We start from the raw sequence: 13156 nt of genomic DNA on the forward strand, positions 1-13156 counted from the left end.
CGATGGCATTCTGGCTTGCTCGCCGCCGTGATGGGCAGCAGACCGACTGGCTGCAGCGGTTCGACCCGCGGTTCTGGAGCGTGGACTTTCCACGCCCGAGCATGGCTAGCATCGTCGACACCGCGCCTGACGCGCTGCGTATCGAGGCCGAGTTCCACAACCGGAACGCGCTGGCCGGGCTGATCTGGGATAGCGTCGACAACTATGACCACCCGCTGATCGGATACGGCACTGACCGCGACTATTCGCATACCGTGCTGAGCTTCCACTGGCGTAGCGGGGGCGTGCTGCCGCTGGATGCGGTGCATGGGCCGACGCTGACGATTGAGGGTCGCGATGCCGCTGGTGCCAAGGCGACCTGGCTCGTGCGGCTGTGGAACTATGCCGAAGGATCACCGGACGACGCGACCATCGTGCTGCCATTCTCCGCCCTGAAGGCGGGATGGGAAGCTGAAGGGCCGCAGGTCGATCCGCGGTTGATCGATCGCATGTTCATCTCCCTGGTGCCGGCCGGCTACGATCCGGCGGATGCCGGGCTGTTGCCGGCGCGGATCGATGGGTGGGTCGAACTGAGCCAAATCCGCTGCGACGGCGAGCGGGCGCTGATTGCGCTGGGCGATGCGATGTTGCCGCCGCATGGCGAGCATGCGGCGAGCGGCTACGACGATTGCTACCATGTCACCCCTGCCCGGCTGCTGCGCGGCGTGCGGGCGCTGGGCTATCGCGGACCGTTGCTGCATTATCTGGGCATGAGCCACTTCTTCCGGCTGGTGCCGGGAGAGGGCGGTCGGCTGGAGGTGGCGCGCGACGGTGCGCTGTGCGGGCCTGCGACAGCATGGCACCGCAGCTTCTTCACCAAGGCCAGAGCATTGCGCTTCGCGCCGATCGCCTCCTTGTCCTACGAGGTGCTGGACCAGCATTGTCCCGCGGAGTGGCGGCAATTGTTCGCCGACGGTTCGCCCGGCCTGACCGGATGGGAACCGCCATCAGCGTTGCTGTCGCCTTGCAACGCGGCCGCCATGGGCTGGCTGCAGGCGGTGGCGGGCAATTTCGTGCGGCTGATGGCGGAGGCTGACGTACCGGTCTCCTTCCAGATCGGCGAGCCATGGTGGTGGGCGCTGCCAGATGGCCGGGTCGCGTTGTACGATGCGGCGGCGCGGTCGGCCTTCAGCGACAAGGCGGCGGAAATCACCGACATGGCGGCACCGATGTCACCGGCGCAGGTGGCCGTGCTGGACCGGGCTGGCGAGGCGCTGGCCGCCTCCACGGCGGCGCTGCGCGACGCGGTGCGCGCGGCGGCGGGCGGCGTGGCGGAGGTCATGCTGCTGCTGTTCACGCCGACGATCCTGGCGCGGCACCACCCCGAACTGCCGCGGGCGAACTGCCCGACGGGTTGGGCGTGGCCAGCCTATGACCGGCTGCAGCTGGAGGATTACGACTGGCTTACGGCAGGGCACGAGGCGGATCGCCGCGCAGCCTACGCCGCGATGGCGGAGCGGCTCAGCTACCCGTTGGCGGTGCAGGATTACCTGGCCGGGTTCGTGCTGCGGGCCGACGATGCGAGCCGGATGTGGCCGCTGATCGATGCAGGGCTGGACGAGGCCGCAGCGCGCGGAGTGCCGCGGCGTTTCGTCTGGGCGATGCCGCAGATCAACCGGGATGGCTATACGCGGCTGCGGCCTGCGGGAGACGACAACATGCAGGCGTTCGATGATCTGCCCTATCCTCTGGCACTTGGCCAGGATGCGGGGGTGAGTGCGGAATTTTCTACCTCCGTGTCACTTACTGCATCAGGGCACGAGCGGCGTGCCAGCCACTGGCAGGATGCACGCCTGCATTTCGACGTAGGTCCCGGCATCCGGTCTGACGCGGAACTGGGCACGCTGCTCGCCTTCTTTCGGGCGCGGCGCGGTGCCGCACGCGGCTTCCGCCTGCGTGACCCGTTCGATCACAGCAGCAACGGCATGACCGGCTTGCCTGGCCCGTTCGATCAGCTGATCGGCATCGGCGACGGCAGATCGGCGCGGTTCCGGCTGGTAAAGACCTATGGCGGAGCGGACCCCCAGCAGCGCGTGATTACCCGGCCAGTTGCCAGCAGCATCAGCGTGAGTGTCGGCGGGGTGGTCACCGACAAGTGGTCGCTGGAGGAGCACGGCCGGATCGTGCTGCGCGATGCGCCGCCAGAGGGTAGCGAGGTTCGCGCAGGATTCCTGTTCGACGTGCCCGTGCGCTTCGCCAGCGACCGGCTGGACATCGTGGGCGCTGCCTTTGCGGCGGGGGAAGCACCCTCCGTCCCGCTGGTCGAGGTACGGGAAGCGACATGACGCGGCGGTTCTTTGCCAGCGAGCTGGAAGGTGTCGCGACCTTCTGGCGCATCGATCGACGCGATGGAGTCACGATCGGGCTGACCAATCATGATCGGGACCTGTGGATCGAAGGGCTGTGCCACCAGGCGAGTCCCGGCATGGTGCCGAGCGCCATCCGCCGCACTCGCGACCTGTCGCCTGACAGCGCGGAAGTAGCCGGTGCCCTGTGCGCATCGGGGCTATGCCCGGATGATCTGGCGGCAGGGCGGTTCGACAATGCGACGATCAGGGTCGGCCTGGTCGATTGGGAAACGGGCGAGCACATGGTGCTCTATCGTGGAAGGCTGGGCGAGGTGTCACAGGGGCGGGGCGGCTTCCAGGCGGAACTGCTGGGCGCGAAGGCGGCACTGGACGTGGATGTGGTGCCGCGTACCACTCCCCTGTGCCGGGCCATCTTCTGCGGCCCTGGCTGCACCTTGTCCGCCGCGATGCACACGCATGAGGCGGTGATCGGCAGCATCGATGTGGAGCGAGGCGCGGTCATCCTTGCCGATGGCCCGGCGGCGGAGCTGCTGGCGGGCGGCTGGATGCGACTGGCCGATGGCGCAGTGACCGGCATGATCCTGCCGATCGTCGGCGTGGAAGAGGATGCGGTGCTGCTGGGGCGGGTGTTGCCGCATGATCTGGCGCCTGGCGACCCGGTCATCGTGCGCGAAGGATGCGACCGGACGCTGGCCACATGTCATGACCGGTTCGCCAATGCGGTGAACTTTCGTGGCGAGCCGTTCCTGCCGGGCAACGATCTTGTCACCCGCCATGGCGGGATGGCGAGATGAGCCCGGCAGAGCGCAGGCGGCTGATTGCCGAAGCTGCCGAGCGGCTGGTAGATGTACCGTTTCGGCTAGGTGGCCGTGACCGGGCGCACGGCCTGGATTGCGTGGGTGTGGTGGTGACGGCGTTGGCGGCATGTGTCGACGGGCCAATCGCGGTGCCACCTTATGCAATGCGCCGAACCCACCTGCGGCCGTTCGACCGGCGGGCCGAGGAGCATGGCCTGCAGCCTGCGAGCGGCCGGCGAGCTGCGGGCGACATCCTGGTCTACAGGGTCGGAACGGCGCAGTTCCATGCCGCAATCGTGCTGGACGATGTGCGCATCGTTCACGCCCATGCCGGTCTGCGACGGGTCGTGTCCGGCCCCGTGCCGAGTGAATGGGCGCTTGTGCGCCAATGGCGGCTACTAACCTGATTGGTGCATCATCATGGCTACACTGCTTCTTTCCACGCTGGGCACAGCCGTCGGCGGCCCGCTGGGCGGTGCTGCCGGAGCGTTGCTGGGCAACCAGGTCGATCGCACGCTGGGCGGCTCTGCCATCCGGAACGGTGCAAGGCTGCAGGATCTGACCGCGACAACCTCCGCCTATGGTCAGGCAGTGCCGCGGCATTTCGGGCGGGTGCGGGCACCGGGAACCATCATCTGGGCAACCGAGCTTGCCGAACAGCGCGCGGTGGATGGAGGCGGGAAGGGGCAGCCGGCCGTGACCTCGTACAGCTACACCGTCTCCTTTGCCGTGGCGCTGGCGAGCCGGCCGATCGTCGGTCTCGGGCGCGTGTGGGCCGATGGTCAACTGCTGCGCGGAGCAGCCGGCGACCTGAAGGTGGGCGGCGTCCTGCGGGTGCATGGAGGTCATGGCGACCAGCAGCCCGACCCGCTGATCGCTGCCGACATCGGTGACGCCTGTCCCGCCTTTCGCGGCATCGCCTACTGCGTGTTCGAGGGGTTGCAGCTGGCATCGTTCGGCAACCGCATCCCGGCGTTGACGTTCGAGATTTTAGCCGACGACGAGGAGGTGACCCTTGCCGAAGTGATCGAGCCGGCGGGAGGGGAGGCGCAGGCAGCTACCGCATTTCCGGGTCTGATCGGCTGGAGCCACGATGGCGGCAGCCTCGCGGGGCAACTGGACGAGATCGGCCAATTGTACCCGCTATGCATCCGGCATGGTGAGAAGGGGATCGAGATCGCCGGTTGCGGCGATGAGGAGGCGGCGATCATGCTGCCTGAGGCCGCACTGTCGAGCGACGTTGCGGACGACGGGACCCTGCTGCTGGCCGGACTTTCGCGCCGGAACACCGAGGCTGCCGTACCCGCAGGCATCCGCTATTACGACGTGGCGCGTGACCACCAGATCGGCACGCAGCTGACAGGAGCCCGCAGCCCAGGCTTCAACCTGCTCGACTTCGCCGGCACGATGGAGTCGGGCTCCGCCCGGCTGCTCGCAAACCGTATGCGGCAGCGGATCGAGGCGCGATCCGACGGGGCCGTGTGGCGGATGGTCGAACTTGATCCGCAGATCGCGCCGGGAGCGATCGTTCAACTGCCGGACCGCCCCGGGCGTTGGTGCGTCGAGACCTGGGAACTGGATGCACAAGGCGTCGTCGTGGAGCTTGTCAGCGTGCCACCGGTCGCGGCGCAGGCTTCCGGCACTGATGCCGGCGCTGCCCTGCCGCAGCCCGACGAGCCGACCGGCCCGACGATCCTTGCCGCGCTGGAACTACCGCCATTCTCCGCCACAGACCAAGGGCGGCAGATCCATGCCGCGGTTTCGGCCGATGCAAATGGCTGGTCCGGTGCGGCATTATACCGCGAGTATGATGGCGATCTTGTCACCGTCGGCCACGCCCGCGCGCCGCGTAGCAGGGTTGGCGTGGTGCTGACGGCTTTGGCGCCATCGAGCAGTATGCTGCTGGACCGCGACAGCTTCGTGGACGTCCGGATCGCGGCCGACCTGCCGCTGGACAGCGTCAGCGCCGATGATCTCGCGGCCGGTGCCAATCGTGCGCTGATCGGCGAGGAGATCATCCAGTTCGTAAAGGCCGATCCATTGGGTAATGGAGGCTGGCGCCTGACCGGCCTGTTGCGTGGACGGGGCGGAACCGAGCAGGCGGCGCGGCAGGGGCAGGCGGCGGGCGGTGGCTTCGTGCTGCTGGATGAAACCCTGGTTCCGATCGACATGCGTCAGGTGCCGCCATCAGGCATGGTGCGGCTTGCGGCGATCGGGCTGGCGGACGACGAGCCGGCGATGGCAGACGTCGCGAATACCGGCGGTTCGATCCGGCCTATGACGCCGGTGCATCTGCGCCGCGTCGATGCGGCTGATGGCGCTATTCGCTTCCGGTGGACGGAACGGATCAGCGGAGCATGGTCGTGGCCGGATGTACCGGCCGCAACCGGCGTTGCCCGCTGGCAGGTCGGCATCGGTCCTGCGGACGCCCCGGTCACGGCCTGGTTTGTCGAAGGCAGCATGTTGGATCTGCCGGCCGCAACGCTGCGCGACCTAAAGGATCGGCACGCCGCTCAGCCAATGTGGGTGCGTCAGGTCGGTCGTGAAGCGATGTCCGATCCCCTGACGCTGATGTCCCTTTGAAGTAGCTGGAGTTAACGTCATGGCCGATACGATAAGCTTCGCAGCGACCAGCGCACGGCACGGGCTGCCGCTGATCTTCCCCGGTCAGGTACAGAAGGAGTTCTTCGTCAACGAAGCCCACGCCCTGATCGATGCACTGCTGCATCCCGTGCTCCTGGGCACGGCGACCTCCCCGCCGTCAAACATGCAGGACGGCGATTGCTGGATCGTCGGCGCCGGCGCCACGGGTGAATGGGCGGGACGGGCCAACATGCTCGCCTGCCGCCAGGCGGGAACGTGGCTGTACGCGAAGCCATGCGAAGGGCTGAAGGCGTACGATCGTAAGACGGGGCAGGAACTGCGGTACAGCAACGGCCGGTGGTCCGGGGCCGTGGCGGTGACCAAGGTTCAGGGCGGGGCCACGGTCGATGCGGAAGCGCGCAGTGCGATCGCCGGATTGATCGCGGCGCTGACGCATGCCGGCATTCTGCCTGCGGCAGATCAGGCGGCGTAACGCGTCGTGTCAGTCAGGTGGGCTTCGGCGAACCCCTTCTTGCGAAGACGGCAGCTGTCGCACGTTCCGCAGGCGAGGCCATCCGGCGTGGGATCGTAGCAGGACCAACTGATGCCCGGATCAAGGCCGAGCGCGGCAGCCTCTTGCGCAATGCGGGCCTTGTTCCAGTGCTGCAATGGGGTATGGATGGTCACGCCATCGCCTTCCACCCCGGCGCGGGTCGCCAAATTTGCGGTCGCGACGAAGCTGGCGATGAATTCCGGACGGCAATCCGGATAGCCGGAATAGTCGAGTGCATTTACGCCGATGAAGATGTCGCGTGCGCCGACTGCTTCCGCCCAGCCCATCGCGAGTGAAAGGAAGATCATGTTGCGCGCAGGGACGTAGGTCACCGGGATGTCGTCGGTCAGTCCATCCTTCGGCACGGCGATGTCGCTGGTGAGGGCCGAGCCGCCGAACTGCCGCAGGTTGAGCGGCAAGGTCACGTGGCGGGAGACGCCTAGTACCTTCGCAATGGTGGCGGCCGCCGCCAGCTCGCACCGATGGCGCTGATTGTAGTCGATGGTCAACGCGTGAACGTCAAACCCGGCCTGCCGGGCGAGCCCGGCGGCCACCATCGAGTCGAGGCCGCCCGAAAGCAGCACGACCGCCTTGCGCGTCCTGGTCATCATGTCAGTCCTGAATAGCGAACTGGCGGGAGCAGAACTGGCAATCGACCAGGATCACGCCATCCTCGTTCTGCATCTCGCGCCGGTCTTCCTTGGGAAAGCGCGAAAGCACGTCGTCGAAGTGCTCCAGGGAGCAGCGGCAGCCTTTCTGCAGCATCTCCGTTTCGTGCACGACGATTGTATCCTCGTCAGGAAAGAGGCGGCGCAGGGCGGGGCGGAATGCGACCTCCTCCAGCAAGACGCTCGGCGCATCGGCAGCCTTCGACAACTGGCTGACACAGGTCCAGCCGAATTCATCGTCCAGGTTGTCGAGCCGGGTGCGACCTTCCTCCCCATCGGGCAGATATTGCAGCAGCGTGCCCGAGGCTGTCGCGCCGTCCGGCCTGATATCGACCGCGGTTTCGAGCATGGTCGGGATCTGTTCGCTTTGTACGAAGTACTGGCGCACCACCTGGGTCAGCGAAGTGCCGCGAAGTTCCACGATGCCCTGATACCGCTCCTTGCTGGCGGCCATGTCGAAGGTGACGACCAGCCGTCCATCGCCAAACAGGCGGCCGAAATCAGGCAGGCGGTCGTGCTGCAGGACAGCGTCGTCGCGAAACTGGACATAGCCGCGCACACGCGATTCGCGAAAGTCGCAGACCAGCAGTTCGACGATGCCGGAGGCGGACTGTACCTGCATGGTCAGCTGCCCACTGCTCTTGCTGATGAGGGTTCCCATCAGCGTCGTCAGGATCAGCGCCTCTGCAAGCAAGCGACGGATGGCGGGCGGGTAGGCATGGGCCTGTAGGATGTCATCCAGTACCGGGCCAATCCGTGCGATGCGGCCGCGCACACTCTTTTCGGGCAGGCTGAAGGACAGCACCTGATCGACGTCGGGGGTGTAAGTGAACTCGATATCCATCGAGGGCATATGGGCACTGCGCCGTGGCAGAGAAGAGGGTTGCCACGGCGCGAAGCCTTGTCAGTTCAGCAAGCCGAAGCACCAGAGCAGAACCGACTTCTGCGCATGGATGCGGTTCTCTGCCTCGTCGAAGACGCGAGACTGCGGGCCTTCGAACACGCTTTCGCTGACCTCCTCCCCCACATGCGCGGGCAGGCAGTGCAGGAATACAGCGTCTGGCCTCGCCAGAGCGAGCAGTTGATCGTTCACCTGATAGGGTGCGAGCGCCGCCAGCTTTTCCTGCTGATGCTCTTGCCCCATTGAAATCCAGGTGTCGGTGACAAGGACGTCCGCATCGCGCGCGGCAAGCGATGGGTCGGCAGTCAGCGTGATCTGCGCGCCACCCGCCCGTGCGGCGGCGATCGTGCGCTCGTCGGGACAGTAACCATCAGGCGCTGCAATGCGCAGGTCAAAGCGCAGCAGCCCTGCGGCCTCGATCAGTGAATGGAGCACATTGTTGCAGTCGCCGAACCAGGCCACCTGCTGGCCGGTGAGAGGACGCTCGTTTTCATGCAGGGTGAGCAGGTCGGCGACGATCTGACACGGATGCGACAGATCGGTCAGGCCATTTATGACCGGCACCGTGGCGTGCCGTGCCATCTCCAGCAGCTTGGCATGATCATCCGTCCGGATCATGATGGCATCAACCATGCGGCTGAGCACGCGCGCAGTATCGGCGATCGATTCCCCGCGGCCGAGTTGCATCCCCGCACTGTCGAGCACCAGAGCGCTGCCGCCGAGCTGGCGCATGGCGATGTCGAAGCTGACCCGTGTGCGAGTTGAGCTTTTTTCGAAGATCATGGCCAGTACATGCCCGGCGAGCGGCTGGTCGGCATCTGGCCGAGCCTTCGGCAGTCCTGCGCGGGCAGCCTTGCGGTTCGCGGCGCCCTCGATCATCCGCTGCAGCGTGGCGGGCTGGAGATCCTTGAGATCCAGAAAATGACGAACCGACATCAGGCCGCCTGCGGCAGATCGTAGCTGGCCGCGCCGGCGGACAGCAGAGTGAAGAATTCCTTGATCTCCGCCTCGCCAATAATCAGCGGCGGCAGCAGGCGCAGCGTGTTGTCACCCGCCGCAACTGTGAGGAGTCGGTGATTGTCACGCAGGTGCTGCATGAAGCCGCGCGGTTCGACCTTGAGCTTCAGGCCAAGCATGAGACCAACACCACGCACTTCCTCAAAGAGGTCCGGATAGTTGCCGATGAATTGAATGAGGCGGCTCTTCAGTCGCTCCCCCGTTGTGCGCACCTGATTAAGGAAAGCCGGGTCGCCCACGACGTCCAGTACGGCGTTGCCGGCTGCCATGGCCAGAGGATTGCCGCCATAGGTGGAACCATGGGTTCCGAAAGTCATGCCGCGAGCAGCCTTCTCGGTCGCGAGGCAGGCACCCAGCGGGAACCCGCCGCCGATCCCCTTCGCCGTGGCTAGGATGTCCGGCCGCAGATTGTATTGTTCGTGCAGATACATGGTGCCGGTGCGGGCGACGCCCGTCTGCACTTCATCCAGGACGAGCATCAGGTCATGTTCGTCTGCCAGGTTGCGCAAGCCCTGCAGGAAAGCTGGCGTCGCTTGCCGGATGCCGCCTTCGCCCTGCATTGGTTCTACCAAGAAGCCCGCGGTTTGTGGGCCTATCGCTGCTTTGACGCCTTCAAGGTCGCCGAATTCGACATAGCGGAAGCCGGGCAGCAGCGGGCTGAAACCGCTGTGCATCTTGGCTTGGTTGGAGGCGCTGATCGTCGCCATCGTACGACCGTGAAAGGCGTTGTCGAAGGTGATCAATTCATACCGGTCGGCATCGCCGCCATGCTGGTGATAGGCGCGCGCCGTCTTGATCGCGCACTCCACAGCTTCCGCACCCGAATTGGTGAAGAACACCGTGTCGGCGAAGGTCAGGTCGACAAGCCGCCGCGCGAGCGACTCGCCCTGTGGGCTGCCGTAGAGGTTTGACACGTGCATCAGCGTGGCAGCCTGTTGCTGGATCGCGCTAATAAGGCCCGGATGCGAATGCCCAAGCAGGTTAACGGCTATGCCGGCGGCGAAATCCAGGTAGCGGGTGCCGTCTTCCCCGATCAAGTGGCAATGATCGCCACGCACCGGACGCACGGCGCATCTGGGATACACGGGCATCAGCGGCGTAATGGTCATGGCAGTGATCCTGATCGCAGGTCTTCAGAAAGGATAATGGCGGCCCTTCCGAAATGGGAAGGGCCGCCGATCAAGGTCGCGGTGCTGGTCGTAGCCGGTATGTCCGGCCGCGGCGGTTCAGCCAACCGCCGGCATGGTTACCCCTGAGCGGGCACCAAATTCACCGCGGAGAACTTGCCGCGTCGATCGATCTCCAGATCGAATTCGAACCGGTCGCCCTCGTTGATGCCGGGCAGACCCGAGCGTTCCACGGCGCTGATGTGGACAAAGGCATCTTCCTTGCCATCGTCGCGCGTGATGAAGCCGAAGCCCTTCATGGCGTTGAAGAACTTGACCGTGCCGCTGGCGCGTTCCCCGGTCAGCTGACGCTGCGGGTTGCTGTCCTGCTGTCGCGGCGCGGCATCAGTCACCGGGATCACGTCACCACTGATCTGCAAATCCGCCGCGGAGATCTTGCCACCACGATCGACGAGATTGAAGGCGACCTCCTGCCCTTCGGCAAGGCCGGTGAGCCCGGCGCGTTCGACTTGGCTGATGTGCACGAACACGTCCGCGCCGCCCTCATCGCGCTGAATGAAGCCGAAGCCCTTCTGCGCATTGAAGAACTTCACCTTGCCCTGACCGGCGCCGACGACCTGGGCAGGCATGCCACCAGCGCCGCCGCCGCCACGTGGGCCGCCACCGAAGCCGCCGCCACCGCGCGGGCCGCCGCCGAAGCCGCCGCCACGCGGTCCACCGCCGCCACGATCACCGCCGCCGAATCGGTCACCGCCACCACCGAAGCGATCGCCGCCACCACCGAAGCGGTCACCGCCGCCACCCCAACTGTCGCCACCACCGAAGCGATCGCCGCCGCCGCTCATGAACGGGTCGAAACCTTCTTCGCCGAAGCTATCCCGCTTGTCGCGTCCCCGGCCGCGACGGCCTTTTTCGTAACCCATTACCCGAACGTACCCTTGCTCTCGTCCGCAACTGCCCCGCAGACGGGATTGTCACCCGCGGGCAGCGGACGCGCATGTCCGCCACTCCACATCAATGGCTATAGCTTACAAATTCCGCCAGTGCGAAACAATAAAATCGCTACTCGTCCGAATGGGTCGAAATGCATGGCAACTTGCCTGTCCCATAAGCCGGCCGCTACACGCGGACGAGGCGACCGAGGAGGACCTGTGAGCGCGTTTGTTGAACTGGAACCGGGCTTTTGCGTCAGCCCGCAGATCGATGCGGACGATGTGAAGCGGGCGGCGGAAAGCGGGTTCGCGCTGATCGTGAACAACCGCCCCGATGGCGAGGAGGACGCGCAGCCGACCGGCGCGGACTTGGCAGAGCAGGCGCGGTGCCTGGGTCTGATATGGGTCGATATTCCCGTGACCCATGCCGGCTTCTCCGCCTCTCAGCTGGAGCGTCTGGCCGAGGCGCTGGACGACGCTGCCGGACCGGTGCTCGCCTATTGCCGTTCCGGCACCCGCTCCACCATGTTGTGGGCGCTGACGAAAGCGCGCGCGGGGCGTCACCCGGCCGAATTGCAGGAGCGGGCGGCCGAGGCGGGTTACGATCTCACCGCCCTACGGCCGCTGCTGGATCAGCAGGCGGCCAGGGCGCCGGGCCGCTAGACGATCCCGACCGCGCGGCCCGCGCGTTCGAACATGCCGAGGATTGTCTCGACCTCTTCCTCGCTATGTTCGGCACACAGCGAGCAGCGCAGCAGCGTCATGCCGGCCGGAGTCGCTGGCGGACGCGCAAGGTTCACGTACAGCCCCTCCCGCAGCAGCGCCTCCCACATGGCGGCGCCCTTTTCCAGATCAGGCATGATCACGGCGACGATCGCGCTCTGCGCTTCCTTCGTCCCGAGCGTGAAACCGTGTGCACGGAGGCCGGCATGCAGCCGCCGCGAATTACGCCACAACCGCTCACGCTTGTCCGCGCCGCCCATAAGCTTGCGGATGCTGGTCGCCGCGGTCGCCACAACCGACGGCGGCAGGCTGGCGGTGAAGACGTAGGGGCGGCACACCAAACGTAGGATCTCGAACTTGGGATGGTTGCTGACACAAAAACCGCCAACCGTGCCGACGCTCTTGGAAAAGGTGCCGATCACGAAATCTACATCGTCCAGCACGCCCTGGTCCTCGGCCACACCGCGACCATTCGGGCCGATGAAGCCCATCGAATGCGCCTCGTCCACCAGCACCATCGCGTCGTATTTCTTGGCGACCGCAATCATCTCCTTGAGCGGAGCAATGTCGCCTAGCATGGAATAAACGCCTTCCAGCACGACCAGCTTGCCTGCGCCTTCGGGAATGCGGCGCAGGCGCTTCTCCATCGCGTCCAGGTCATTGTGCTTGAATGGCACGACCTCCGCATTGCCGAGCGCACATCCATCCCAGATGCTGGCATGACTATCGATGTCGAGGACGATGTAGTCGCCCTTGCCCGCCATCGTGCTGATGATGCCGAGATTGGCCTGGTACCCGGTGGAGAACACCATGGCGCCGTCCATGCCGTAGAACTCGCGCAGGGCCTGCTCGACCTCCCGATGGCCCTGGTAGGTGCCGTTCAGCACGCGGCTGCCGGTGGTGCCGCTGCCGAACTGGTCCAGCGCATCCTTGCCCGCCGCGACGACGTCCCGGTCGAAGGTCATGCCCATGTAATTGTAGGTGCCGAGCAGGATTGTGTCGCGCCCGTTGCAGATGGCGCGTGTCGGGCTGAGCACCCGTTCCATCACCAGATTGAACGGATCGGTGACCCCGCTGTCCAGCAGCGCGGTCCGCATGCCAATCACGTCATCAAACTTGCTGAACAGATCGCGGCCTTCGCCGACGATCACCTCTGGCCGATCCGCCTCGTTCACGCCCTCGCTCATCAGGCGGCATCCCCGGTGAGCTTGCAGACGGCATCGACGAGCTGCCCGTAGTTCTCGATCTCGGCCTGTTGGTTCATGCTGATGATGATGTCGAACTCGTCCTCGATCGCAGCGACGAAATCCATCACGGTCAGGCTGTCGAATTCCAGGTCGCCGGCAAAGGTCGTCGCGTCGGTAATCGTGACATCCTTCTTGTTGAACGGTTCGATCAGCGTCCTGATACGGCTGTCGATGGCGGCGCGGTCCATGGCATAAACTTTCGTTGGCAACAGGTTCGCGGGCAAAGCGGCGGGCACGACGCATGTCAAGCGAAGCGTATT

At 65.5% G+C, this 13156-nt stretch carries 13 protein-coding genes; 6 read left to right on the plus strand and 7 right to left on the minus strand.

Features of this window, described 5'->3' with window-relative positions:
- The first annotated feature begins 2 nt into the window (after positions 1-2).
- The 5 genes from V5740_RS12195 to V5740_RS12215 are packed head-to-tail and all read left to right on the plus strand — an operon-like array spanning position 3 to position 6221.
- Entirely contained in the window at positions 3-2324 is a 2322-nt protein-coding gene (locus V5740_RS12195) for a DUF2460 domain-containing protein (protein WP_347302748.1), read from the plus strand.
- Positions 2321-3142, plus strand: coding sequence for a DUF2163 domain-containing protein (locus tag V5740_RS12200; protein WP_347302749.1), 822 nt, complete (start codon positions 2321-2323; stop codon positions 3140-3142). The genes V5740_RS12195 and V5740_RS12200 overlap by 4 nt, the downstream gene beginning before the upstream one ends.
- Positions 3139-3552, plus strand: a complete 414-nt coding sequence (locus V5740_RS12205) for an NlpC/P60 family protein (protein WP_347302750.1) — start codon at positions 3139-3141, stop codon at positions 3550-3552. Before V5740_RS12200 ends, V5740_RS12205 begins: the two co-directional genes overlap by 4 nt.
- A 13-nt stretch (positions 3553-3565) precedes the next feature.
- Entirely contained in the window at positions 3566-5728 is a 2163-nt protein-coding gene (locus tag V5740_RS12210) for a hypothetical protein (RefSeq protein WP_347302751.1), read from the plus strand.
- Between the two features lie 19 nt (positions 5729-5747).
- The gene (locus V5740_RS12215) at positions 5748-6221 is read left to right on the plus strand and encodes a DUF2793 domain-containing protein (RefSeq protein ID WP_347302752.1); all 474 of its coding nucleotides are present in this window, start codon (positions 5748-5750) and stop codon (positions 6219-6221) included.
- Here the strand turns inward: V5740_RS12215 and queC are convergent.
- The 5 genes from queC to V5740_RS12240 all read right to left on the minus strand — a co-directional run bounded on the left by queC (position 6209) and on the right by V5740_RS12240 (position 10917).
- Positions 6209-6889, minus strand: a complete 681-nt coding sequence (gene queC / locus V5740_RS12220) for a 7-cyano-7-deazaguanine synthase QueC (protein ID WP_347304521.1) — start codon at positions 6887-6889, stop codon at positions 6209-6211. The genes V5740_RS12215 and queC overlap by 13 nt on opposite strands.
- A gap of 4 nt (positions 6890-6893) precedes the next feature.
- Positions 6894-7802, minus strand: coding sequence for an Hsp33 family molecular chaperone HslO (locus tag V5740_RS12225; protein ID WP_347302753.1), 909 nt, complete (start codon positions 7800-7802; stop codon positions 6894-6896).
- Positions 7803-7853: 51 nt separating this feature from the next.
- A complete protein-coding gene (gene argF / locus V5740_RS12230) occupies positions 7854-8786 on the minus strand; it encodes an ornithine carbamoyltransferase (protein WP_347302754.1) in 933 nt (310 codons plus the stop codon).
- Positions 8786-9976, minus strand: coding sequence for an aspartate aminotransferase family protein (locus V5740_RS12235; protein ID WP_347302755.1), 1191 nt, complete (start codon positions 9974-9976; stop codon positions 8786-8788). The genes argF and V5740_RS12235 overlap by 1 nt, the downstream gene beginning before the upstream one ends.
- A 137-nt stretch (positions 9977-10113) precedes the next feature.
- Positions 10114-10917: a cold-shock protein gene (locus tag V5740_RS12240; protein ID WP_347302756.1), complete on the minus strand. Its 804-nt coding sequence runs from the start codon at positions 10915-10917 to the stop codon at positions 10114-10116.
- Positions 10918-11145: 228 nt separating this feature from the next.
- On the opposite strand from V5740_RS12240, the gene V5740_RS12245 reads away from it, so the two are divergent.
- A complete protein-coding gene (locus V5740_RS12245; protein WP_347302757.1) occupies positions 11146-11589 on the plus strand; it encodes a TIGR01244 family sulfur transferase in 444 nt (147 codons plus the stop codon).
- Here the strand turns inward: V5740_RS12245 and V5740_RS12250 are convergent.
- Both V5740_RS12250 and V5740_RS12255 read right to left on the minus strand, forming a co-directional pair.
- Positions 11586-12836 (minus strand): aminotransferase class I/II-fold pyridoxal phosphate-dependent enzyme, encoded by a 1251-nt coding sequence (locus V5740_RS12250; RefSeq protein ID WP_347302758.1) that lies wholly within the window; start codon positions 12834-12836, stop codon positions 11586-11588. The genes V5740_RS12245 and V5740_RS12250 overlap by 4 nt on opposite strands.
- The gene (locus V5740_RS12255; RefSeq protein ID WP_347302759.1) at positions 12836-13084 is read right to left on the minus strand and encodes an acyl carrier protein; all 249 of its coding nucleotides are present in this window, start codon (positions 13082-13084) and stop codon (positions 12836-12838) included. Before V5740_RS12255 ends, V5740_RS12250 begins: the two co-directional genes overlap by 1 nt.
- Positions 13085-13156 lie beyond the last annotated feature (72 nt).

This window comes from Croceibacterium sp. TMG7-5b_MA50 (assembly GCF_039830145.1).
GTDB lineage: Bacteria > Pseudomonadota > Alphaproteobacteria > Sphingomonadales > Sphingomonadaceae > Croceibacterium.